The sequence below is a fragment of the Leifsonia sp. Root4 genome (assembly GCF_001425085.1).
GTDB lineage: Bacteria > Actinomycetota > Actinomycetes > Actinomycetales > Microbacteriaceae > Microterricola.
Map to the genome: position 1 here is coordinate 208,669 of NZ_LMDN01000001.1, position 20,566 is coordinate 229,234.

The following is a 20,566-nucleotide window of genomic DNA, read 5'->3' on the forward strand; positions in this document are numbered from 1 at the left end:
GGCGGAGATGATGAATCCGTTTCCGGCACGAGCGGGGCTCGCACCTTGCTCTCACTCCGAGGCTAGCAGCAGCCCCCGCACCCGTCAGCCCCGTTGCATTCCGCCCGGTTCGGGAGGTCGAGGGCTCGGGGCTGCGGCATCCGCCGCGCCATCTCGCCTCGCGAGTTGGCGCAATCGGCCCCTTCTGGGCAACTGAAGGGGCCGATTGGTGCAACTCGCGGGGCAGGCGGGCTAGCTCTGCGCCAGTGCGAAGGCGAAAGAGCGTGCACCGCGGCGCCGGGCGACGACCGCGAGCGAGCCCATCGCCGAGAGCACCGCGAACAGCGCGAGCACCGCGGCTGGCGTTCCGACCGCAGAGCCGCCGACACCGGCCACGATCGACTGCATGCCCTGCACGGCCCAGGTGAGTGGGAGGAACGGACTGATCGCCTGGAACGGGGCCGCGACGATCTCCACCGGGAAGAGTCCGCCCGCGCTCGTCAGCTGCACGGCCAGCAGCACCAGTGAGACCACGATGCCGACACGGCCGAGCCCGGTCACCAACAGGTGGTGCACCGCCACGAAGGCGGCGGCGATCAGCAGGCTGAAGCCCAGCGTTGCCGGCAGCGTCGCCCACGAGACTCCGAGGGTCGTGTGCAGCAGGGCCACGATCACGAGCACCTGGGCGGCGGCGATGGCGAAGCCGCGCAGCAGTCCGCGGCCGACGATTCTGCCCGTCGATGCGGTCGAGCCGAGCGCGATCGCGCTCACCGGTCGCATCAGGAGGAAGATCGCGAGGGCACCGATCCAGAGACCGACGGGCACGAAGACCATGCCGATGATCTCGCCGAGCGAGGCGATCTCGTTGTCGCGTTCGAGGCTGACCCCGACGGGTTCCGCGATGACCTCTGCCGTTGCCTTCGGGTCGGTTCCGCCGAGCGCGCTGGCCTGTTCTGCGCCATCGCCCAGACCGGTCGCCAACGTGCTCGCGCCCTCCTGCAGCTGGTGCGCACCGGATGCCGACGCTCCGGCACCCTCGGCGAGCTGGCTGACGCCGCCTGCCAACTCCGATGCGCCACCGGCGAGGGCGTCAGCGCCGCTGCGCAGTCCGCTCGAGCCGGCCGAGAGCTGCGCCGCGCCGCCGGCCAGTTGCGAGATGCCGCCCTGCACGCCGCCGATGGCGGTCGCGGTCTGCGAGGCGAGCTGATCGCCGCTGCCCGCGAGCTGATCCAGTCCACCCCCGACCTTTTGTACGGCTTCCACAAGCGGCTCGGTCCCTGGCAACTGCGACAGGACCGCGACGAGCTGTGGCGAAAGTGCCGCGTATCCGGTGGCAGCTTTTCCGACGCCGTCCGTGTACTGCTTCACGCCGTCGCTCAGCTGCGTGAGCTGGGCCGCGCTCTGGTTGAGCGTTCCGAGGCCGCCGGCGATTCCGTCGACTCCCTGGGTGTAGCTCGTCACTCCCCCGGCGAATTCACCAACCCCGTTGGCGTACTCGCCTGCACCGTTGGCTGCGGTCGTTGCGCCGCCGGCGAGGGAGTCGAGCCCGGTGGCCAGCGTTCCGACGCCGCCCGCAAGGGTTTCCGCCCCGTCTGCGGCCGTGCCGAGGGAGTCGCCCATCTCGGCGATTCCCGAGTAGAACGCGGTGAGGTATTGGGTGGTGATCTCGCGCCCGAACGCGCCGGACATGGCCTCGCCGACCGATTGCGCGGCGGAGCCGGCGAGGTAGGCGTGTGCGTCATCCGTGCGGATCTGCAGATCGGCCTGCGTCGGCTCGGTGCCGGAGAGCGAGTTGATGGCGGCGGAGAAGTCGCTGGGGATGGTCAGCACGGCGTAGGCGTCGCCGGCGGCGAGTGCGTCTGCCGCCTGCTCCGAGTTGGAGATGGTCCACTCGAAGCCGGCCATGTCTGGACCGGTGAGCTCCGTCACCAGTTGGCGTCCAGCCAGAATCATCTGCTCGCTGCCGTCGGGCAGCGTCGCGGTGACCATCTCATCGTTGTTGACGACGATGGCCGGCACCGCGTCGAGGCGCTGGTCGGCGCTGGCGAGTGCACCGGAGACGAGCCCGGCGATGGCCAGCGGCACGACGATGACTCCGGCAAGCATCAGGGCGATGCGGGTGCGCCGCTGAGCTGGCGTGCGACGGAACAATTTCTCGAGTCGAGCACTCATCAGCGCGCCACCTCATCTTCCTGGACTTCTTCACTGCTTGTCGGTGCGGCGCCGGGCTGCGGCAGCGCGATTTCCGTGCTCGCCCTGGAGCCGATGAGGGCCGCGGATGCCGCGTTCACGGCGTCTCCGGCCGCCAACACGATCGTGGTGTCTGCCGGTGCGAGCGTCGCCAGCACCTGGGCGATGTTGCGGCCGCGGACGTCCATGGGCAGCGCATCGCCGAGATCGACGATGAGCACGGCCGGCCGTTCGGTGAGCACGCTTGCCGCGAGCACAGTGGCGCGACCGAGCGCGCTGAGCGAGGACACGCTCGTCTGGGCGTCGATCGGGCGGTGGCTGGTTCCCGTCGCCCGCAGTGCGGCGTTGATGCGGTCGATCCACGCCCGCTCCGCGCCGCCGAAGCGGCCGCGGTACCAGGGCTGCGAGAGCTCGAGACGTTCGGCGAGCACCTCGCCGACGGTGCGGTCGAGGTCGTGCCGCTGACCGGCGCCGACGTCGATGAGGCCGACGCGGCGGAGCGCGCGGGAGCGTTCGGACGGCAGCGGAGAGCCGAGCAGCTGGAGCCGGCCGGCGACGGGGTCGAGGCGACCCGCGAGCGAAGCGGCGAAGACACGGCGTGCCGCGGCATCCCCCTGCACCGTCACAACGGCGCCGGCGTCGATGGCGAAGCTCAGCGGGCCCATCGCCTGTTCCGGGATGCCGAGGTAGGCGTCTTCGGCCGTCAGCGCGGACTTCTGCTGCTTCGCCCAGGCCAGGTCGTCGAGGTGCGCCCGGAGGCCCTCGCCCTCGACATCGACGTTGGGCAGCAGCCGGGACAACCACGCCGGGAGGTACCAGGCCGCCTTGCCGGCCAGTGCCATGGCGGCGGGAACCAGCGTCATCCGCACCAGGAAGGCGTCGAAGAACACGCCGATCGCCAGCGCGAACGCGATGCCCTTGATCGGGCCTGCACCCTCCGGCACGAAGGAGAAGAAGACGAAGAACATGATCAGCGCCGCGGCCGTGACGACACGGGCGGAGTGCTGGAAGCCGTGCACGATGGAGGAACGGGCGTTGCCGGTCTTGACGAACTCCTCGCGCATTCCGGAGACGAGGAAGACCTCGTAGTCCATCGCCAGGCCGAACAATACGGCCATCAGCAGAATCGGCAGGAAGCTCAGGATCGGACCGGCCTGTTCGATGTGCAGCAGCTCGGAGAACCAGCCCCACTGGAACACGGCGACCGTCGCGCCGATCGCGGCGAACACCGAGAGCAGGAAGCCGATGGCGGCCTTGATCGGCACGAAGATCGAGCGGAACACCATCATCAGCAGGATGATGGAGAGGCCGACGACGATGAGCGCGAACGGCACGAGCGCGTCGCTCAGCCGGTTCGAGATGTCGATCGTGACGGCGGTCTGCCCGGTGACCTTGATGGGCGTGCCGAGCTCGGCCTCGATCTCCGGCGCGAGGTCACGGATGTTCTGCACTAGGGTCTTGGTCTCCGGGTCGTCCGGCGCGCTCTCGGGGATCACCTGCATGATCGCGGTGTCGACGCTCGGGTTCGGCAGGCCCTGGCTGACGTAGGCGACGTCGTCGAGCTGTTCCAGCTCGGCGCGGATCGTATCGAGATCGTCGACGATGTCGGTGGTCTGGGTGATGTCGACGACCACGACGAGCGGCCCATTGTAGCCGGGGCCGAAGCCGTCGGCGATCATGTCGTAGGCCTCGCGCTGGGTGGAGCCGGCCGGCTCCGCCGCGCCGGTCGGCAGGTTGAGGTCGAGGCTCAGCGCGGGAATCGCCAGCGTGCCGAGCACACCGACCACGAGCACGACGGCGACGATCGGAGCCTTCAGCACGGTGTTCACCCAGCGGCGGCCCATGGTCGGCTTGGCGTCGTCGTCGGCGAGCGCGCGGCGGTGCGCGCGGCTGCCGGGCTTGGGCGACATCCGGCCCTTGATCAGGCCGAGCACCGCCGGGAGCAGGGTGATGGCGATGAGCACGGCGATCAGCACGGCGAACGCGGTTGCGACACCCATGGTGCTGAGGAAGGGGATGCCGACGATGAGCAGACCGAGCAGGGCGATGATCACCGTGATGCCGGCGAAGACGACGGCGCCTCCCGCCGTGGCCACGGCGGTCGCGGCCGACTCCTCCGGGTCGACGCCGCGGGCCAGCTGTTGACGGTGTCTGGAGAGGATGAACAGCGAGTAGTCGATGCCGACGGCCAGGCCGAGCATGACGGCCAGCATCGGGGCGGTGCTCGACACGCTGCCGAATGCCGCTGCGACGAGGATGCCGCCGATCGCCACGCCGACGCCGACGAGGGCCATCAGCAGGGGCATGCCGGCGGCGAGCAGCGAACCGAAGGTGATGATGAGCACAACGCCGGCGAAGAGCACGCCGAAGACCTCGACGATGGTGAGCCCGAACGTGGTGTCTTGGAAGACCTGACCTCCGAATGCGACGGTCATGCCGGCGTCGCGGCCGATCTCGCCGGTGGCGGTGAGCGCGTCGATCGTCTCCTGGGTGACGTCCGTCGACGCGCCCTCGAGCTGCACGCGCGCGATTGCGGTCTCCTCGTCGTCGGAGACGGCATTGGCCGCGTACTCGGAGAAGGGACTGATGGCCGCGGCGACGCCGTCGATGTCTTCGATGGCGGTGATCGTCTGCTCGATCGCATCCGTGTACTGGGGATCCGTGACCGACTCACCGTCGGGCACCTCGAAGACGGCCTCGACGGCGGCTCCCGATGCCTGCGGGAAGACCGCATTCAGCGTGTCGATCGTGTCCTGCGATTCCGTGCCGGGAATCGAGAATGACTCCTCGAATTGGCCGCCGAGGGCGAGGCCCCCACCGAGTATTGCCGCGAGAACGAGCACCCAAGCGCCGATCACCCGCCAAGCCCGGCGATAGGCGAAATGACCGATGCGGTAGAGAAACGTTGCCACTGTGCTTGTCCTGCTCGTGAGGGTTTAGACGGAGGGGAGGGAGACGGGAGCCAACAACTCGCCGACGAGTTTGATGAGTGCGGCACGCACCTCATCGACGGGCCCGAGGGGCTCGCCATCGAGGAAGGCCATGCCGGCGACCAGCGAGTAGGCGGCACCGCCCAGCGCGACCCCGAATCGCATCTTGTCCTCGGTGCTGGCGTTCTCGTCGCAGACGGTGTTCGACAGTTCGAGGATGAATGCGTTCGCGCGATCGATCACGGGGATGCCGCGGAGCGAACTCCCCTGATTGATGAAGGTGTAGACCTCGAGGCGGTGCTCGAGCAGGAAGTCGATGAAATCCTCGACGAAGAGGTGTCGCGCCTCCAGCGATGGCCCGCGCTCGGTGAACCGGGCGAGGAGGGATCCGAGGCGGTCGATGGCCGGGCCGATCGCGGCCTCGAGCAGCGCTTCCTTGTTCGCGTAGTGGTAGAGCACGCTCGATTTGGAGTAGCCGGCCTCATCGGCGATCTGCTGCAGGGAGGTTCCGGAGAAGCCCGTCGATGCGAATTGCTCGAGTGCGATCGCGCGCAGCTCGTCGCTCGCTTTCGGGCGCGTGCTGGCGTTGGCCGAATCGGCGTCTACAGAGGGCATGAATGCAGCGTACTTGACCAATCGGTCAGGAACTGCACGATCGGTCAGGCTTGGGGGGAATTCCCAGTCGCGCTAACGTGAGAGGCGGAGGTGCAGATAATGCGCAAATACCTGTTGAACGGTGCGGTCATCGGTGCGGTGATGAGCGGCTGGGGCATCGTCCAAGCCACCCGCAATGGACCACGCGACTGGCGACTGGCCCTGATGTGGCTCGGCTGGGGCATCTCACTCACCCTCGCGATTGCCACGGTCCGCGAGGAAGCCGACGAGCGCGCGCTCAAGAAGTAACCGCGTCCCTCGGCGTGTCCCCCGCGAATTCGGGCGAGTATAGCGCAGACTGAATTCGCTACCCGAAGCAAGCGAGAGGACCGACCGTGGCAATGTTCCGCCGGCGCCGCCAGACCGCGCCAGTGCTTCTGGCCCCAGCACCCGAGCTCAGCTCAGAGGCCCTGTTTGAGCTCATCAACGACAAGCTCACCGACATCATCGGCGCTTCTGGGGAGTGGACGCTCGTTCGCCGCGCCGATGGCGACACCGATGAGATCTTCCACACGATGCTGAGCCGCCAGATTGCCGGCGAGCTCACGCGCACCGTCGAGGACGGCCGTGACGCACTGCGGAACGAGCCGGGAACAGAGCCGAGCGCTCTCAGCTGGAACCCCGCCCCCGTCGCCGTGTGGGCTGATCAGAACCGCGCCGATCAGAACCGCGCAGATCAGCGCACCCCGCAGGCTGAGACCGCCTCGCACCGCGCCGTCGCCTGACGATCCAGACTCGTCATCCAGAATCTGCCGTCGATTTTTGTACGGCAGATTGAGCGCGGCATCCGACCCCGCTCCTAGCGTTGTGATCATGACAGACACACAGCAGAGCGTGCCGCAGCAGCCGGCCCCCACCGCCACCGGCCCTCGAGCGCCGCGACGCATCCTCGGCGCCCGTGACCTGGCGTCGATCGCCACCTTCGCCGCGCTCATCGCGGCGCTCGGTCTGCCCGGCTCGCTCTACATCGCCGGCACCGCGGTTCCGATCACCTTCCAGACGCTCGGCGTCATGCTCGCCGGCGCCATCCTCGGCGCCCGCAACGGATTCCTCTCCGTGCTGTTGCTGCAGGTGCTCGTCGCCGCTGGTCTCCCCCTGCTCTCCGGCGGGCGTGGCGGCATCGGCGTGTTCTTCGGCCCGACGGGTGGCTACCTTCTCGGCTGGCTCCTCGCCGCACTCGTGATCGGCTGGTTCACCGCCCGGCTGCTCCCCCGCTACCGGATCCTGCCCGCCCTGGGTGCGACCGCGCTCGGCGGAATCGTCGTGATGTACGCGATCGGCGTTCCGTGGGTCGCCGTCAGCACGGGTGTTCCCTTCACCGTCGCCCTCGCCGGCGCCCTGGTCTTCCTCCCCGGCGACATCCTCAAGGTCATCGTGACGGTGCTCGTCGCCAAGCAGGTGCACCGCGCCTGGCCCGGGCTCATCACCCCTCGGTGACCAGTCCAGTGGCGAGCGATCCGGTGCCGAGCGATCCGGCAGCAAGCGGCGTCGTGACGAGCACCGTCCAGTGGCTGGGCGGCGCCGACGAGGACACCGCGCTGCGGTTGGCCGGGCGCCCGCTCAGCTACGGGGCGCTGCGCGAGCGGGTCGCCCGGCAGGTGCTCGCTCCCGCTCCCGGCGGCAGTGCTCCGGGCGGCATCGTGCGCGCAGACAGCGCCGACGACACCGAACTGCTGGTCACCGTCCTCGCTGCCCTCGAGCGCGGGCGCCCCGTGATGATCAGCGATGTGCACGACCCAGCAGCTCTGCCCGGCCGCGTCCCGGACTCCACGGGGCTGATCGTGATGACGTCCGGCTCGTCGGGTCGCGCACGGGGCATCGCCAGAACGGCGGCGTCATGGCATGATTCCTTCGCGCCGTTCGCCGTGGCGACCGGGCTCGGCCGCGAGGACTCCGTCGCGCTCACCGGTCCGCTGCACGTCTCGATGCACCTCTTCGCGGCCCTGCACACGCTGTGGTTGGGCGCCGAGCTCGGCGATGACCCCGGCACGGCGAGCGCCGTGCACTGCACACCGGCCGTGCTGCGCCGCCTGCTCTCGGCCGAGCGCCTCCCCGAACGCATCATCGTGGCCGGCGCCGCCCTGCCGGAGGCCGGCCGCGCGGCAGCGGAGCGTCGCGGCAGCGCTGTCACCGAGTATTACGGGGCCGCAGAGCTCTCCTTCGTCGCCGTCAGCGACCGTGCGGGAGCGCTCCGCGCCTTCCCCGGCGTCGAGATTGAGCTGCGCGGCGGAGAGAGTGAGGGCTCCGCCTGGGTGCGTTCGCCGTACCTGGCCCTCGGCTACGTCGACTCGACGAACGGCGGCGCGCTCCTCCGCGACGACTCCGGCTTCGCCAGCGTCGGCGACCTCATCGACCTCGACGACGGCGTCGTGCGGGTGCGGGGCCGTGCGGATGCCGCGGTCACCACCGCCGGGAGCACCGTGCTGAGCGAAGACATCGAGCGCGCGCTCGAGGGCATCCCCGGCGTTGGCACCGTCTCCGTGCTGGCGGAGCCCCACGCGATCCTCGGCGAGAGCGTGCTCGCCGTGCTCGAGCGCACAGCCGAGCTCGACGGAGCTGAGGCACGCGCAGCGGTGCTGACGGCCGCGCGCCCCCTGTTCACCCCGATCGAGCGTCCCCGCCGGTGGCTGATCGTCGACACGATCCCCCGCACCGCGTCTGGCAAACTGGCCAAGGGAGTGCTCCGGGCCGGGCTCGAGGACGGCACGATCCCCTTCATCGAAATTGGAGCTCCAGCCGATGCCTAACACCAGGATGCCGCACCCCGGCGGTTCGCCGCTGCCCGGCACGGTGATCGTCGCGGCCAGGCGGAGCGCGATCACGACGAGTGGCCGCGGCCTGGCCGATCACAGCGTCGACGCACTCGCCGCGCCCATTCTGCGCGCGGTCGCCGAGGAGGTGTCGGCATCCGGCCGGCCCATCGGCGAGATCGTGCTCGGCAACTGCATGGGCCCCGGTGGCAACGTCGCCAGGCTCTCCGGCCTCCGCGCCGGTCTGGATCAGAGTGTGCCGGCCGTCACCGTCGACCGGCAGTGCGGCTCAGGGCTCGAGGCCGTCGCTCAGGCCGCCATGATCGTGCGCGGGGGCGACGCCGAGCTCGTGCTCGCCGGCGGGGCGGAGTCGGCATCCACAGCGCCCTGGCGATTCTGGCCGCCCCACGGCGACAGCGAGGCCCGGCGTTACACCCGTGCCCCGTTCGCCCCGAGCGGCTGGCCGGACCCGGAGATGGGCGAAGCGGCGGATGCCGTCGCCTCGCGCTTCGGCATCTCCCGCAGCCGTCAGGACGACTGGGCGGCGCGCTCGCACGAGCTCGCGAGCGCTCACCGCGACCGCGGCGGCTTCGACAGCGAGATCGTCCCGATCGGCGCGGTCACGCGCGACGAGCGACCACGGGCGTCGCTCGATGCGGGCCGGCTGGCCCGCTTCGGCCCGGCGTTCACCACCGACGGAACGGTCACAGCCGGCAACTCCTGCGGAATCTCGGACGGTGCAGCCGCCATGGCCGTGACCACCGAGGCGGTGCGCGCCGAACTCGGCCTGCCCGGCCTCCGCATCGTCGCCAGCGCGACGTCGGGCTCCGACCCTGCCCTGCCCGGAATCGGTGCCGCCCTGTCGATCGAACGCCTCCTCGCCCGCACGGGCGTCGCGGCATCCGAGCTCGACGCCATCGAGATCACCGAGGCCTTCGCCTCCCAGCTCCTCGCGGTCAGCGACGCCGTCGGCCTCCCCGAGGACCGCATCTGCGCCGACGGCGGCGCCATCGCGCTCGGCCATCCCTGGGGCGCATCCGGTGCGGTACTCCTCGTGCGGCTCTCCGCGCGCATGTTCGCCAGCGATGACGCCCGCTACGGACTCGCCGCCTGCTCGATCGGCGGCGGCCAGGGCATCGCCATGCTCGTGGAGCGGGCGGCATGAGCGCCGTTGTCTTCGAGGGCGTCTCGCACGGTTACGGCGAGCGCCGCGTGCTGCAGGAGATCGAGCTGACGATCACCGACCACCGGGTCGGCATCGTCGGCGCCAACGGTTCCGGCAAGTCCACGCTCGCCCGCATGATCAATGGGCTCGTCACCCCCGATCACGGCCGCGTCACCGTCGACGGGCTCGATGTGAGCAAGAAGGGACGCGAGGTGCGCCGCCGCGTCGGATTCGTGTTCACGAATCCCGACAACCAGATCGTGATGCCGACCGTGGCCGAAGACGTCGCATTCAGCCTGCGCCGGCGGGGCCTCAGCGCGGCCGAGAGCGCGGAGCGGGTCGCGGTGACCCTGGAGCGGTTCGGCCTGGCCGGGCATGCCGACCACGCCGCGCACCGGCTCTCCGGCGGCCAGAAGCAACTGCTCGCGCTGGCGTCCGTGCTGGTGACAGAGCCGGCGATCGTCGTGGCCGACGAACCGACGACCCTGCTCGACGCTCGCAACGCACGCCTCATCACCGAGATGCTCACCGGCCTCGACCAGCAGGTGATCGTCGTCACGCACCAGCTCGAGCTGCTCGCCGGCTTCGACCGCGTGATCGTGATCGACGACGGGCGCATCGTCGGTGATGACGTTCCGGACGCCGCGATCAGCCGGTATCGGGCTCTGCTGGCCTGAGCACAGCCCCTCTTCGGCGCCCGGTCTTCTCCGGCAGGCCGGCGACTGTCAGGATGGCGTCATGGCACTCAACATTGAGGACTATGCGCTCATCAGCGATTGCCAGTCGGGCGCCCTCGTCGGACGAAACGGGAGCATCGACTGGCTCTGTCTGCCACGGTTCGACTCGCCGTCGATGTTCGGCGCGTTGCTCGGCAATGCGGAGCACGGCCGCTGGCTGCTCGCCCCGGCCGATCCGGCGGCGCGCTCGATGCGCTCCTACCAGAGCGAGACCTTCATCCTCTCGACGCTGTGGGAGACGGCGGGCGGGCAGGTCGAGGTGATCGACTTCATGCCCCACGGCGGCGGGCCGGACATCGTGCGCCGCGTGCGCGGCATCAGCGGGAGCGTTGACATGCACATGGACCTGCGGGTTCGTTTCGGCTACGCCTCGTCCGTGCCGTGGATGCGACAGCTGAAGGATCCGAGGGTTCCCGCGGGTGAGCCGCATCCGCTCGTCGCGGTCGCCGGGCCTGACGCCTGCGTCATCCGCGGTGTGCGGATGCACGCGGACGGCCGCAAGCACATCGCCGACTTCACCGTGCAGGCCGGCGAGACGCGAGAGCTGCAGATGAGCTGGTACCGATCGCATCGCCCGACCCCCGACCCCATCGACGTGGACGAGAACCTGCGTTTCACGGCCGAGTGGTGGAGAAGCTGGGCCCGCAGCTGCGGCCACGAGGGCCCGTACCGCGATGCCGTCGTGCGGTCGATGCTCGTGCTCCGTGCGCTGACAAACGAGGAGACGGGCGGGATCGTGGCGGCGGCTACGACCTCGCTGCCGGAGCAGTCCGGCGGAACGCGCAACTGGGACTACCGCTACGTCTGGCTGCGCGACGCCTCACTGAGCCTGAAGGTGCTGCTCGGTCAGGGCTATGTGCGTGAGGCGGAGGCGTGGCGCAACTGGCTGATGCGCGCCACAGCCGGTGATCCGGGCGATGTGCAGATCATGTACGGGCTCGCGGGAGAACGCGAGTTGTCGGAACGGCTGCTCACCACGCTGCCCGGATACCGCGATGCAACGCCCGTGCGGGTGGGGAATGCCGCGGTGTCGCAATTCCAATCGGATGTCATCGGCGAGGTGATGGTGGCCATGCACGCCGCCCGCGAGGCCGGCGTGCCGGAGACCGAGTTCTCGTGGCCGTTGCAGCGGGCGCTCATGCAGTTCCTCGAGCAGAACTGGCGCAGGCCGGACCAGGGCATCTGGGAGATGCGCGGGCCGTCCCGGGAGTTCACGCATTCCAGAGTGATGGTCTGGGCGGCGTTCGACAGGGCGGTGCGTGCCATCACCGAGTTCGGGATGGAGGGCCCGCTCGTGCGCTGGAGCACCCTGCGCGACACCGTGCGCAGCGACATCGAGGAGCGCGGCTTCAGCATCGAACGCAACTCCTACACGCAGTATTTCGGCAGCGAGGACGTCGACGCGGCACTGCTGGTGCTGCCGCAGGTCGGATTCTGCGCGTCGGACGACCCGCGCATGCTGGGTACCGTCGCCGCCATCGAGGATGATCTGCTCCAGGACGGTCTGCTTCTGCGCTATCGCACGCGCCCATCGGTTGACGGCCTGCCGAGCGGCGAGAACCACTTCCTGGCGTGCTCCTTCTGGCTCGCAGAGCAGTACGCCCGCACCGGCAGGCAGGCGGAGGCGGAAACGCTGATGACGCGGCTCGTCGCGCTCAGCAACGATGTCGGCCTGCTCTCGGAGCAGTACGACCTGGCTGCCGGGCGTCAGGCAGGCAACACCCCGCAGGCACTCAGCCACCTCGCGCTGATCTGGGCGGCCGAGGCGCTGCAGGGCACGGTGTCCCCCGGTCGCTGAGCGGACGTCATCCGTCGCGGCCCGGGAAATATGCACGGGCCCGGGATATTCACTCGGCCCGTGCACGGATTGCGGGCCCTGAGCGCGGTGGGCAGCAGCGGCGGCGGCGCCCGGCCAAGAGTTGACACCGATTCTTGTGCGGCCGGCCCGCCCGGCGCCGCCGCCCGCGTCCTACGCTGAAAGACGTGATCGGTCTCTACCACCCGGGTGACTCCCTGCTGCACAGGGCGCCCGCCCTGCTCAAGCTGGCGTTGCTCTCGCTCGTCATCGGGGTGGCGGTGGTGCTCCGTGAGCCGTGGCAGCTCGGCGTGGTTCTGGCATTCGGAGCGCTGCTCGCGGCATCCGCCAGGCTGCCGTTCGTCGGGCTCTGGCGGCAGGTCGCCCCTGTGCTCTGGGTGCTCCTGATCGCCGTTCCCCTGCAGCTGATTTTCGGCGACTGGGTGACGGCGGCACTGATGGCCGGCCGCCTGATCATCGCGGTGTTCTTCGCCGCGCTCTTCACGATGACGACGACCGTCAGCGCTGTCCTCGATGCCTGTGTGAGTCTGCTCCGGCCGTTCCGACGCTGGGTGGATGCCGAGCGCATCGGGCTGCTGTTGGCGCTCACTATCCGCTCGATTCCGGTGATCGCGGACATCGTCAGTGAGGTGATGGAGGCCAGGCGGGCCCGCGGAACGCAGGGCTCGCTGCAGTCTCTGGCGGTACCGGTGATCGTGCGCTCGCTGCAGAACGCCGAGGCGCTCGGTGACGCGCTCATCGCCCGCGGTTTCGACGACTGACCCCGCCGCGCCCCTTGTCGATTGCGCTGAGGCCGTCATACCCTCAAGGAGGACGCAGACGGCAGTGAGAACTTGGAGCCCCGATGGACTGGAAGATTGAACTCGTAGCCATCCCCGTGAGTGACGTTGATCGCGCGAAGGCGTTCTACGTCGACCAGGTGGGATTCACCGACGACCACGACTACGTCGTCAACGAGAACTTGCGCTTCGTGCAGCTGACCCCGCCGGGCTCCGCCTGCTCGATCGTGCTCGGCACCGGCATCACCGAGATGGCACCCGGCTCGCAGAAGGGCGTGCAGATCGTCGTCCCGGATGCCGACGCCGCCCGCGACGAGCTGCGCAGCCGCGGGGTCGACGCCAGCGAGGTCGACGAGCAGCCGTGGGGGCGATTCGTCTTCTTCGCCGATCCCGACGGAAACACCTGGGCGCTGCAACAGTTGCCGCCCCGCGACGGCGACACGGCGCAGGGCAACACAGCGCAATAGGCGGACAGAGGCGCCGCGGTGCACGCACCGCGGCGCCTCACAGCGTCCGGATCATGCGGTGCCTGGGATGTTCTCCCGAGACTCTGCCGTTTGGCCCGTGAGCCCCTCGGCCGACGACCGCGCTTCATCTCCGACGGTTCCAGCCGCCGCCGTCGCCGAGGCCTTCACGGACTCTGCGGCGTTCCGCACCGGCTCCTTGAGATCGTCGGCGATCGTCGCGGCAACCTCTTTGGCCTCGTCGATCATCGGTCGTGCCGCATCACCCAGGGATGAAGCGAGCTCTTTCTCCTTCTCGCTCGGCGGGATCAGCGACGAGATCAGCCACCCGGCGGCGAACGCGATCAGCCCCACCGCCAGGGGGTTGCCCTTAGCCTTCGCGACGGCGCCGTGGGCGACACCCGCGACATCATCGGCGACGTTTCCGGCGTTCTCCTCGATGTCGTCAACGACCCCCATGACATGGTCGCGCACGGCACGCAGCGACCCCTTGGCCTTGGCGGCCTGACGCTGGGCAATCTTGCTCGGATCGACCTTGTCGGCCAATGCGTCGACGTCGTCGCCGAGTTCGCGACGGGTCGCCTCGATATTCGAACGGATCTGGTCAGGGCGGGCCTGATCGGCGCGGACTTGGTCGGCGCGAGCCTGGTCAGCGCGGATCTGTTCAGGATTGTTCGTCATCGGTTCTCCTCATTTCGCTTCAACGTTTCGGGAATTTCTCTTACCGTCTCCACGGTCTGAGGCACGCCTTCAATCTCGGCGATCGCCTTACGACCCGTGGCATACAGAATGGCTGCGGCAATCCCCCAGACCGCGGCGACGACGAGGGCAGACCAGGCATTTCCGATCACGTACCCCAGGCCCCACCACACGGCGATGGAGAGGAACAGCAGGGCGAAGATTCCCGAGAGGCCGGCGCCGCCGAGCATCCCCGCACCGCGACTGGCGTGCTTCGCAGATTCCCGCAGTTCCGCCTTTGCCAGTTCCACCTCTTGACGCATCAGCGTCGAGATGTCGCGGGTGACCTCGCTCAACAGATCGCCAAGCGATGTCGAAGCCGCTTTCGCCTCAGAGGGGGTCAGTGGATCGGTCATCAGCGGTCCTCCATCTGCTGTCGTTGCGCTGCACCGACACCGAACTCGTCGGAGGTTCCGGGCGAGCGCTGCGCATCCTCGGCCTGCGCTGCCGCGTCGTTCGGCATCGTCAACGAGGTGTAGACGGGCGTGGTGGAGTCCGCGGATGCCCGAGCTCGGACGGCCCGTGCGCCGGGAGTGCGCGCCCGATCGGAGGCGTTGCCCGCTGCCGAGCGGGTGATCCGACCGGCGAGCACTCCGACTCCGGCGGCGATCAGGATGAATGTGCCGGGGCGACGGCGCGCGAAGCGTCGAACGTCCTCGACCACAGAGTCCGGATCGCGGTTGTCCAGCCAGGCCGCGACCGTGTTCGCCCTCCTCGAGGCCTGGGCGACCAGGTCGGCTGCGAGCCCGCCCGTCGACGTCTGTGCCATTCCCCTCAGATCCTCGCTGACCGTGTGCAATCCTTCGGCCGCGCGGTTCTGCTGAGTCGCCGCTTGTTCTCTGAGTTCGTCCTTCGCCTGGTCGAAGAGGTCGGCGAGCTCAAACTTCACGTCCTCGACGACGCCGGCCGCTTCCTCCTTCGCCGTATCGACGACGTTCCGTCCGGCATCCGCTGCATCGCCGGTGAGGGTGGATGTCTCGTCGTTGACCGCGTCGACCGTTCCCGTCGAGGTTCCCCCGACTTGTGACGGTCCCGTGCGATATGCGTCTGTCATGGTCTGCTCCTCCGTCTGGTGTGTCGATGAATGTGTCAAGGCGGCGGCCGCTTACGACCCCGTCACGTGCATCCTGCGCCGCGCCGCTCAGCCGAAGAAGGGGTTTGCAGAACTGCGACAATCGGTGTATCGGCGCCTCGAACTCCGCGATGTCATCCGCCCGATGGCCCTTCCGTGTTGTCCTCCCGAATACGGCGTCCCTCCTCCTCCGCGGCCTTCTCCTTCTTCGCCGATTTGTCGATCTGCACCGTGTCACGAGGCGGCAGCTGGATGGTCGTCTCCGCGGTGATTCCCGCCTGCAGCTGGCGGGCGCGTTCGAGCTCGGCGTCCAACTCGGCGCCGAAGAGCAGGGCCAGGTTCCCGATCCACACCCACAACAGGAAGATGATGACGCCGGCGAACGTCCCGTAGGTGCGGTCGTAATTCGAGAAATTTGCCACGTAGAAGCCGAATCCGAGTGAGGCGAGAAGGAGCGCAATCAGTGCCACCGCGGCCCCGATGCTCATCCAGCGGAACTTGGGCTGTTTCGCGTTCGGCGTCGCGTAATAGAGCACAGCAATCACGACGATGACCGCGAGCGCCAGGACCGGCCATTTCAGGATCGACCAGGTCACCTTGACCGCCGCGCCGACTCCCAACATGTCGCCGATGACATCGGTGATCGGGCCGGAGACGACAAGGGCAACCGCGATCACGAGCACGAGGACGATCGCGATCAGCGTCACGGCGAGTTGCGTGCCCCTGAGCTTCCACATGGGGCGGCCCTCGTCGATCTCATAGATCCGGTTCATCGCTCTGCTGAAGGCGGCGACGTAACCGGACGCCGACCAGATCGCGATCACGATGCCTGTGACCAGCGCGAAACCCACCGCGGGCGATGTCGTGAACTGAGTGAGTGGCTCCCGGATGATGTCCAGTGTGTCGCCGGGGGCGACATCCTCGATGAGATCGAAAAGAGCGGAGGTGGTGCGCTCTCCCTGCCCGAAGACTCCGAGCAGCGATGTGATCGCCATCAACGCCGGGAAGAGCGACAACACGGCGTAATAGGTCAGGCCGGCGGCCAGGTCGAGGCATTGGTCCGCCGTGAACTCTCGCAGCGTCCTCTTCGCCGCGTAGCGCCAGGACCGGCCGGTCATCTTCGTCGGCGAATCTGGTTTGCGTTCATCATCGGGAGCCGGGGCGTCTGTCGTGGATGTGACGCGCGTGCTTGCCATGATTCGTCCTCGCAATGCTCAATAGGCCGGTGCTGCTCGATAGGCAGGTGCTGATCGAGCTAGCGTGCGCCCTCGCGGGCGCACAACGAAGGGCTTTACCCGCGCCGGCTCGCGTGGTACCCGGACCGTCGACTCCTCGCTCGACCTGTGACGGAAGTGAAGACGCTTCTTTCCACCCTCGACTACCCGGCTCACCCGAGCGATCTGCTCCGCGAGGCCGCCCGCGACGGCATCTCCACCGACGACATGGAGCAACAGCACAATGTGATGGCGCGGTATCGCCCCGATCCGGTACGATCACCGTGATTCGAACATTGCTCATCATTGTGACTCGAAGCACCCAACCCGAGGGAGTGCGAGATGACCAGTCTGCGATTGAGCGCCACACATGGCGACGCGACAAGCGCGAGCGGCTCTGTGCCGACCATCGAGTTGTTACCCGTTCTCGAGGGCGATGTCATCTTCACCCTCACCTCTGATGGCGCGCTGTCGGCGGCGCAGCTCACACACCCGGATGACACGACCACACCGCTCGTGGTCGAAGCGAGCAACAAGCTCACGGCAACGGCCACCGTGACGATCAGCGCCAGTACTCGTGGAACATACAGCGCCGCTGGTACGCCAGAGGGCGGCGCGGAAACCGCCGCCGAGAACGTCGTGGAGATCACCGAGCCAGAGGCGGAGGGTGCTGAAGGCACCGAGGCCGCCGATGGCGAGGGGGTTTCAGAGACGAGCATCGGCGAGTTCGACTGGGTGTTCACCTACCTCTCGCTCGTCGTCGTTGTGGCCGCAGCAGCGGCCATCGCGTGGATCACTGCCACGATCATCGGGACGATCACACTTCCGGCCGAGGACGCGACGACCTCGATCGATGATCCTGCCAACGGCACCTTTGCCGTGCGAATCGCGGCGATGATCTCGCTCATCGCCGCGGCCGCGGGCATCTGCCTTTCGCTGTTCGGTGCGTGGCAGGCCGCACTCGAGACACGCGGCCGGCTGCGAGTGATCCTCCCGCCGGTCGAACTCGACGACGGCACGAGAGGAGTCTCGGAGGAGCAGCTGAAGGGAGTCGCCGAGGTCATCGACAAGCTACGGCGCGTCCGCGGCTCCATCGTTGTGGTCATCGTCGGCGCCGCAATCACCGGCGCGGGGCTGTGGGTTGCGGCGAGCACGGCGGCTGACAGCACACCGAAGACGCCGGCCGCCACCAGCACTCCGACGCCGTCCGCTCCCCCGCCCTCGGTCGGAGCGACGACACCGCCGCCGGCCACACCCTCTGCGACGCCGCGATGACGGCCGGAAGGCCCGTGACTCGGCTGCTTGTAGCCCTGATCGGGGTGAGCAGACCGGCCGCGGTCGAGTACGACGGAAAGCGCTTCCGCTTCAAGACCCTCCGTGGCGTGGATGGCGACATCGCGTGGTTCGAATCGTTCTTCCGATCCATTGTCCAGCCGCCTCAGCTGCTCGTACTGCTTCGGCCGCACGAGCCACGCGAGACCGGCGCCGAGGACATCAAGGCGATGCTGCAGCAGCTCGTCGACGAGGCGAGAAGCGGCGATCTGATTGTGGTCGTGCTGTCCGGGCACGGATTCCAGGTGAGAGACGCCAACGGCGACGAAGTCACAGACCGCCTCGACGAGGCGTTCGCAAGCTCACAGGGAATCGTCGTGGACGACTTCTTCGCCACGCTGTGGGCCAAGCAGTTGGCCGGGGTCTCCGCGGTCGTCATCGTGGATACCTGCAATGCCGACTCGCTCGGCATCATGGGTTTCAGCACCCGCCCACTCGACGAGGTGATTGATAGCGGGATTCCGCGACTGTCAATATCGGCCTCGGAGCAGTGGGAGAAAGCCTCTGAGCAGAAGTCGGCCGGGAAAGTGCGAGGCGTCCTGTCTCTGGCATTTGAGGACGCGTGGACGCTGGTACCCGGTGCCCGCGATTCCTACCGGAGCCTGTTCGCCGCCACCGCCGAGCTTGTCGGAGCCCGGTCCAGCCAGCAAGCCCGGATGCGCTACTACGGGCCACGGGAGCAGGCTCAGATGATCGACGCCCCACCATTTGGAGCCCAGCCTCAGAAGTGACTCAGATCTCAGGGTTCCGCGAGCGCAGGCGGCAAACAAAAAGCCCCGGCCTCTTGCGAGACCGGGGCTGTTGGTGCACCCCCCCGGACTTGAACCGGGAACCCACTGATTAAGAGTCAGTGGGTTGTGCCATTTGGAACCACTGTTTCCGCGTATTTACAGGGATCTAGCGCCACTTTTGGTGCCATAATCATGCATTTGGTTCCATTCGGGTTGCTGTGAGGGTTGCTATAGGCCTAGAGTGTTGACGTGCGCAGAAATGGCGCACATCGTTCCAAATAGAACAAGGGCCGCAGATGGTTCAGATCTGCAGCCCTCAGCCACAACCAACCACAGATAGGAAGTGACTCGTGATGAAGCGTACCTGCCTTGTCCACAGAAGATCGCAGCACACCGGCGTACTCAGTGACGGCGCGTGGACGGCGCACGGCAGAAGAACTCGGGGGCAATAGTGCTCCCCCATACCGGGAGAGATATGACAGACGAAGCAATCAAGAAGCGCGCCAACGGCGAAGGCTCCGTGTTCTACCGGAAGTCAGACGACCGTTGGTGCGCTTCCTTAACCGTGGTGCGCCCGGACGGAACAACCCACCGGCCCACGAAGACCGCCAAGACCGAGCACGGCGCGCGGATCAAGCTCAAGGAAATGAAGCGCGCTGTCGCGAAGGACGGCGACATCTACACGAGCCGCCTGACCGTAGCCGCTTGGATGATGAAGTGGTTCGAGACCGATGTAGTGAAGGAGCTGCGCCCGAAAACAGCGGCCTCCTACAAGACGAACATCACGCAGTACATCATCCCCGCGATCGGGACGCGCCTGCTGGCGATACTCACGCCCGACGACGTTCGCAAGGTGGCAACCTACGTTGAAGCCAAAGGCCTGTCGTCACGCACGAGCGCATCGGCGTACCAGACGCTTTCACTGGGGCTCGAGGCTGCACGCAAGGAAGGCAAGGCGCCCCGCAATACTGCGGATCTCGTCAAGCGCCCCCGGACCAAGAAAGCCAAGCTCGCGCTACTCACCGCGGATGATGCAATCAAGATCCTCTACACCGTCGCCGGCGATCGGCTGGGTTCACGATGGGCTGCAGCGCTGCTCACGGGTGCCCGCCAGGGGGAACTACTCGGCCTCGAGCTCGACCGCGTAGGCGACTCGCTCGACCTGTCGTGGCAGTTGCAGCGCATCACATGGGAGCACGGCTGCGAAGGTGCCTGCGACAAGAAGCAAGGGGCGGCATGCCCGAAGCGGAAGATCACCATTCCTGAGGACCACGAAGTTCGGCACCTTGAGGGCGGGCTGTGGCTGTCTCGCCCGAAGTCGTCAAAGAGCTGGCGCATCATCCCGCTCGTTGAGCCACTGCGAACGATCATCGAGCGCCGCGTGGAGGTGGCACGCAACGAGCCCAACCCTCACGGCTTACTGTGGACTTCGGAGCCTGACCGGATCGCTGGCGGCGGATACAAGGATCTCGACGGCCGTCCCCTCGACCCTTCCCGCGACAACAAGGCATGGCACGCTGTGCTCGACCGGGCCGGCTTGCATGATGCTCGCCTGCACGATGCACGGCACACCGCTGTAGACCTGCTCTACGACGCGGGGGTTCCGGAAGTGCTCATCCAGGACATCGTTGGGCAGTCGGTTCTGTCGGTCACGCGCGGCTACAAGTCGAAGGGGAATCACGCTCAACTCAGCGCGGCACTCACAAGCATGTCTGCGCTGGTAAACCCGTTATCTGATTAACACCCCCAGTGCGGGGGTCAAAGGCCCTCTGATTGGTCCTCATTAATGAGGACTGCTCAGGGGGCCTTTCCGCATGCCCCTGCAGTTTTGCAAATTTCATCGAACACACGTTCGAAACTTCCATGTCGGAGGGTCGCTCTAACCTGTATCAGAAGGAGCACGCGGTAGTGCTCGCAAGACACAGGGGTACACCCAACATGGGGATCGCATACACAATCGAGAAGGCGTCCGAAGCAACATCACTGACCGAGCATGCAATTCGGCTCGCCATCAA

Annotated in this window: 20 protein-coding genes; 13 read left to right on the top strand and 7 right to left on the bottom strand. The window is 67.6% G+C overall.

Annotation, left to right across the window (positions count from 1 at the left end; translation table 11 throughout):
* Window positions 1-231: 231 nt before the first annotated feature.
* The 3 genes from ASC66_RS00950 to ASC66_RS00960 are packed head-to-tail and all read right to left on the bottom strand — an operon-like array spanning window position 232 to window position 5,714.
* Window positions 232-2,151 (bottom strand): YhgE/Pip family protein, encoded by a 1,920-nt coding sequence (locus ASC66_RS00950; protein WP_055833457.1) that lies wholly within the window; start codon window positions 2,149-2,151, stop codon window positions 232-234.
* The gene (locus ASC66_RS00955; RefSeq protein ID WP_055833461.1) at window positions 2,151-5,081 is read right to left on the bottom strand and encodes an MMPL family transporter; all 2,931 of its coding nucleotides are present in this window, start codon (window positions 5,079-5,081) and stop codon (window positions 2,151-2,153) included. The genes ASC66_RS00950 and ASC66_RS00955 overlap by 1 nt, the downstream gene beginning before the upstream one ends.
* 24 nt (window positions 5,082-5,105) lie before the next feature.
* A complete protein-coding gene (locus ASC66_RS00960; protein WP_055836068.1) occupies window positions 5,106-5,714 on the bottom strand; it encodes a TetR/AcrR family transcriptional regulator in 609 nt (202 codons plus the stop codon).
* A 99-nt stretch (window positions 5,715-5,813) separates the two neighbouring features.
* Here ASC66_RS00960 and ASC66_RS00965 point away from each other — a divergent pair, with 99 nt between their 5' ends.
* The 9 genes from ASC66_RS00965 to ASC66_RS01005 all read left to right on the top strand — a co-directional run bounded on the left by ASC66_RS00965 (window position 5,814) and on the right by ASC66_RS01005 (window position 13,467).
* Window positions 5,814-6,002 (top strand): hypothetical protein, encoded by a 189-nt coding sequence (locus ASC66_RS00965; RefSeq protein ID WP_055833464.1) that lies wholly within the window; start codon window positions 5,814-5,816, stop codon window positions 6,000-6,002.
* A gap of 86 nt (window positions 6,003-6,088) precedes the next feature.
* Complete coding sequence (locus ASC66_RS00970; RefSeq protein ID WP_157509570.1) at window positions 6,089-6,478, top strand: hypothetical protein; 390 nt, start codon at window positions 6,089-6,091, stop codon at window positions 6,476-6,478.
* An 88-nt stretch (window positions 6,479-6,566) separates the two neighbouring features.
* Window positions 6,567-7,190, top strand: a complete 624-nt coding sequence (locus ASC66_RS00975) for a biotin transporter BioY (RefSeq protein ID WP_055836071.1) — start codon at window positions 6,567-6,569, stop codon at window positions 7,188-7,190.
* Entirely contained in the window at window positions 7,187-8,500 is a 1,314-nt protein-coding gene (locus ASC66_RS00980; protein WP_157509571.1) for an AMP-binding protein, read from the top strand. Before ASC66_RS00975 ends, ASC66_RS00980 begins: the two co-directional genes overlap by 4 nt.
* The gene (locus tag ASC66_RS00985; protein WP_235496620.1) at window positions 8,493-9,668 is read left to right on the top strand and encodes a thiolase family protein; all 1,176 of its coding nucleotides are present in this window, start codon (window positions 8,493-8,495) and stop codon (window positions 9,666-9,668) included. The genes ASC66_RS00980 and ASC66_RS00985 overlap by 8 nt, the downstream gene beginning before the upstream one ends.
* Window positions 9,665-10,345: an energy-coupling factor ABC transporter ATP-binding protein gene (locus ASC66_RS00990; protein WP_055833477.1), complete on the top strand. Its 681-nt coding sequence runs from the start codon at window positions 9,665-9,667 to the stop codon at window positions 10,343-10,345. The genes ASC66_RS00985 and ASC66_RS00990 overlap by 4 nt, the downstream gene beginning before the upstream one ends.
* Window positions 10,346-10,406: 61 nt before the next feature.
* The gene (locus ASC66_RS00995) at window positions 10,407-12,203 is read left to right on the top strand and encodes a glycoside hydrolase family 15 protein (RefSeq protein WP_055833480.1); all 1,797 of its coding nucleotides are present in this window, start codon (window positions 10,407-10,409) and stop codon (window positions 12,201-12,203) included.
* Between the two features lie 185 nt (window positions 12,204-12,388).
* Window positions 12,389-12,982 (top strand): energy-coupling factor transporter transmembrane component T family protein, encoded by a 594-nt coding sequence (locus ASC66_RS01000; RefSeq protein ID WP_055833483.1) that lies wholly within the window; start codon window positions 12,389-12,391, stop codon window positions 12,980-12,982.
* Window positions 12,983-13,065: 83 nt separating this feature from the next.
* A complete protein-coding gene (locus ASC66_RS01005; protein WP_055833485.1) occupies window positions 13,066-13,467 on the top strand; it encodes a VOC family protein in 402 nt (133 codons plus the stop codon).
* A gap of 51 nt (window positions 13,468-13,518) precedes the next feature.
* Here the strand turns inward: ASC66_RS01005 and ASC66_RS01010 are convergent, their stop codons facing one another.
* The 4 genes from ASC66_RS01010 to ASC66_RS01025 all read right to left on the bottom strand — a co-directional run bounded on the left by ASC66_RS01010 (window position 13,519) and on the right by ASC66_RS01025 (window position 16,470).
* Window positions 13,519-14,145 carry a DUF3618 domain-containing protein gene (locus tag ASC66_RS01010; protein ID WP_082491921.1) on the bottom strand — a complete coding sequence of 209 codons (627 nt, stop codon included), beginning with the start codon at window positions 14,143-14,145 and terminating at the stop codon, window positions 13,519-13,521.
* Complete coding sequence (locus ASC66_RS01015) at window positions 14,142-14,558, bottom strand: phage holin family protein (protein ID WP_055833490.1); 417 nt, start codon at window positions 14,556-14,558, stop codon at window positions 14,142-14,144. The genes ASC66_RS01010 and ASC66_RS01015 overlap by 4 nt, the downstream gene beginning before the upstream one ends.
* On the bottom strand, window positions 14,558-15,256 hold the full coding sequence (locus ASC66_RS01020; protein WP_055833493.1) for a pyridoxal-phosphate-dependent aminotransferase family protein: 699 nt from the start codon (window positions 15,254-15,256) through the stop codon (window positions 14,558-14,560). The genes ASC66_RS01015 and ASC66_RS01020 overlap by 1 nt, the downstream gene beginning before the upstream one ends.
* Before the next feature lie 152 nt (window positions 15,257-15,408).
* Complete coding sequence (locus tag ASC66_RS01025; protein WP_055833496.1) at window positions 15,409-16,470, bottom strand: YihY/virulence factor BrkB family protein; 1,062 nt, start codon at window positions 16,468-16,470, stop codon at window positions 15,409-15,411.
* Window positions 16,471-16,617: 147 nt separating this feature from the next.
* Between ASC66_RS01025 and ASC66_RS17945 the strand changes: the two genes are divergently transcribed.
* From ASC66_RS17945 to ASC66_RS01045, 4 genes are all read left to right on the top strand, one after another.
* Entirely contained in the window at window positions 16,618-16,776 is a 159-nt protein-coding gene (locus tag ASC66_RS17945) for a hypothetical protein (protein ID WP_157509572.1), read from the top strand.
* Between the two features lie 54 nt (window positions 16,777-16,830).
* On the top strand, window positions 16,831-17,763 hold the full coding sequence (locus tag ASC66_RS01030; protein ID WP_055833499.1) for a hypothetical protein: 933 nt from the start codon (window positions 16,831-16,833) through the stop codon (window positions 17,761-17,763).
* Between the two features lie 44 nt (window positions 17,764-17,807).
* A complete protein-coding gene (locus ASC66_RS01035) occupies window positions 17,808-18,551 on the top strand; it encodes a caspase family protein (protein ID WP_235496621.1) in 744 nt (247 codons plus the stop codon).
* A gap of 475 nt (window positions 18,552-19,026) precedes the next feature.
* Window positions 19,027-20,292: a site-specific integrase gene (locus tag ASC66_RS01045; RefSeq protein ID WP_055833504.1), complete on the top strand. Its 1,266-nt coding sequence runs from the start codon at window positions 19,027-19,029 to the stop codon at window positions 20,290-20,292.
* Window positions 20,293-20,566: the final 274 nt, after the last annotated feature.

What these genes read in the sequence shown, in the direction of transcription:
- ASC66_RS00950 (WP_055833457.1), bottom strand. Translation starts at nt 2,151, where the DNA reads ATGAGTGCTCGACTCGAGAAATTGTTCCGTCGCACGCCAGCTCAGCGG.
- ASC66_RS00960 (WP_055836068.1), bottom strand. Translation starts at nt 5,714, where the DNA reads ATGCCCTCTGTAGACGCCGATTCGGCCAACGCCAGCACGCGCCCGAAA.
- ASC66_RS00965 (WP_055833464.1), top strand. Translation starts at nt 5,814, where the DNA reads ATGCGCAAATACCTGTTGAACGGTGCGGTCATCGGTGCGGTGATGAGC.
- ASC66_RS00975 (WP_055836071.1), top strand. Translation starts at nt 6,567, where the DNA reads ATGACAGACACACAGCAGAGCGTGCCGCAGCAGCCGGCCCCCACCGCC.
- ASC66_RS00985 (WP_235496620.1), top strand. Translation starts at nt 8,493, where the DNA reads ATGCCTAACACCAGGATGCCGCACCCCGGCGGTTCGCCGCTGCCCGGC.
- ASC66_RS00990 (WP_055833477.1), top strand. Translation starts at nt 9,665, where the DNA reads ATGAGCGCCGTTGTCTTCGAGGGCGTCTCGCACGGTTACGGCGAGCGC.
- ASC66_RS00995 (WP_055833480.1), top strand. Translation starts at nt 10,407, where the DNA reads ATGGCACTCAACATTGAGGACTATGCGCTCATCAGCGATTGCCAGTCG.
- ASC66_RS01005 (WP_055833485.1), top strand. Translation starts at nt 13,066, where the DNA reads ATGGACTGGAAGATTGAACTCGTAGCCATCCCCGTGAGTGACGTTGAT.
- ASC66_RS01010 (WP_082491921.1), bottom strand. Translation starts at nt 14,145, where the DNA reads ATGACGAACAATCCTGAACAGATCCGCGCTGACCAGGCTCGCGCCGAC.
- ASC66_RS01015 (WP_055833490.1), bottom strand. Translation starts at nt 14,558, where the DNA reads ATGACCGATCCACTGACCCCCTCTGAGGCGAAAGCGGCTTCGACATCG.
- ASC66_RS01020 (WP_055833493.1), bottom strand. Translation starts at nt 15,256, where the DNA reads ATGACAGACGCATATCGCACGGGACCGTCACAAGTCGGGGGAACCTCG.
- ASC66_RS01025 (WP_055833496.1), bottom strand. Translation starts at nt 16,470, where the DNA reads ATGGCAAGCACGCGCGTCACATCCACGACAGACGCCCCGGCTCCCGAT.
- ASC66_RS01030 (WP_055833499.1), top strand. Translation starts at nt 16,831, where the DNA reads ATGACCAGTCTGCGATTGAGCGCCACACATGGCGACGCGACAAGCGCG.
- ASC66_RS01045 (WP_055833504.1), top strand. Translation starts at nt 19,027, where the DNA reads ATGACAGACGAAGCAATCAAGAAGCGCGCCAACGGCGAAGGCTCCGTG.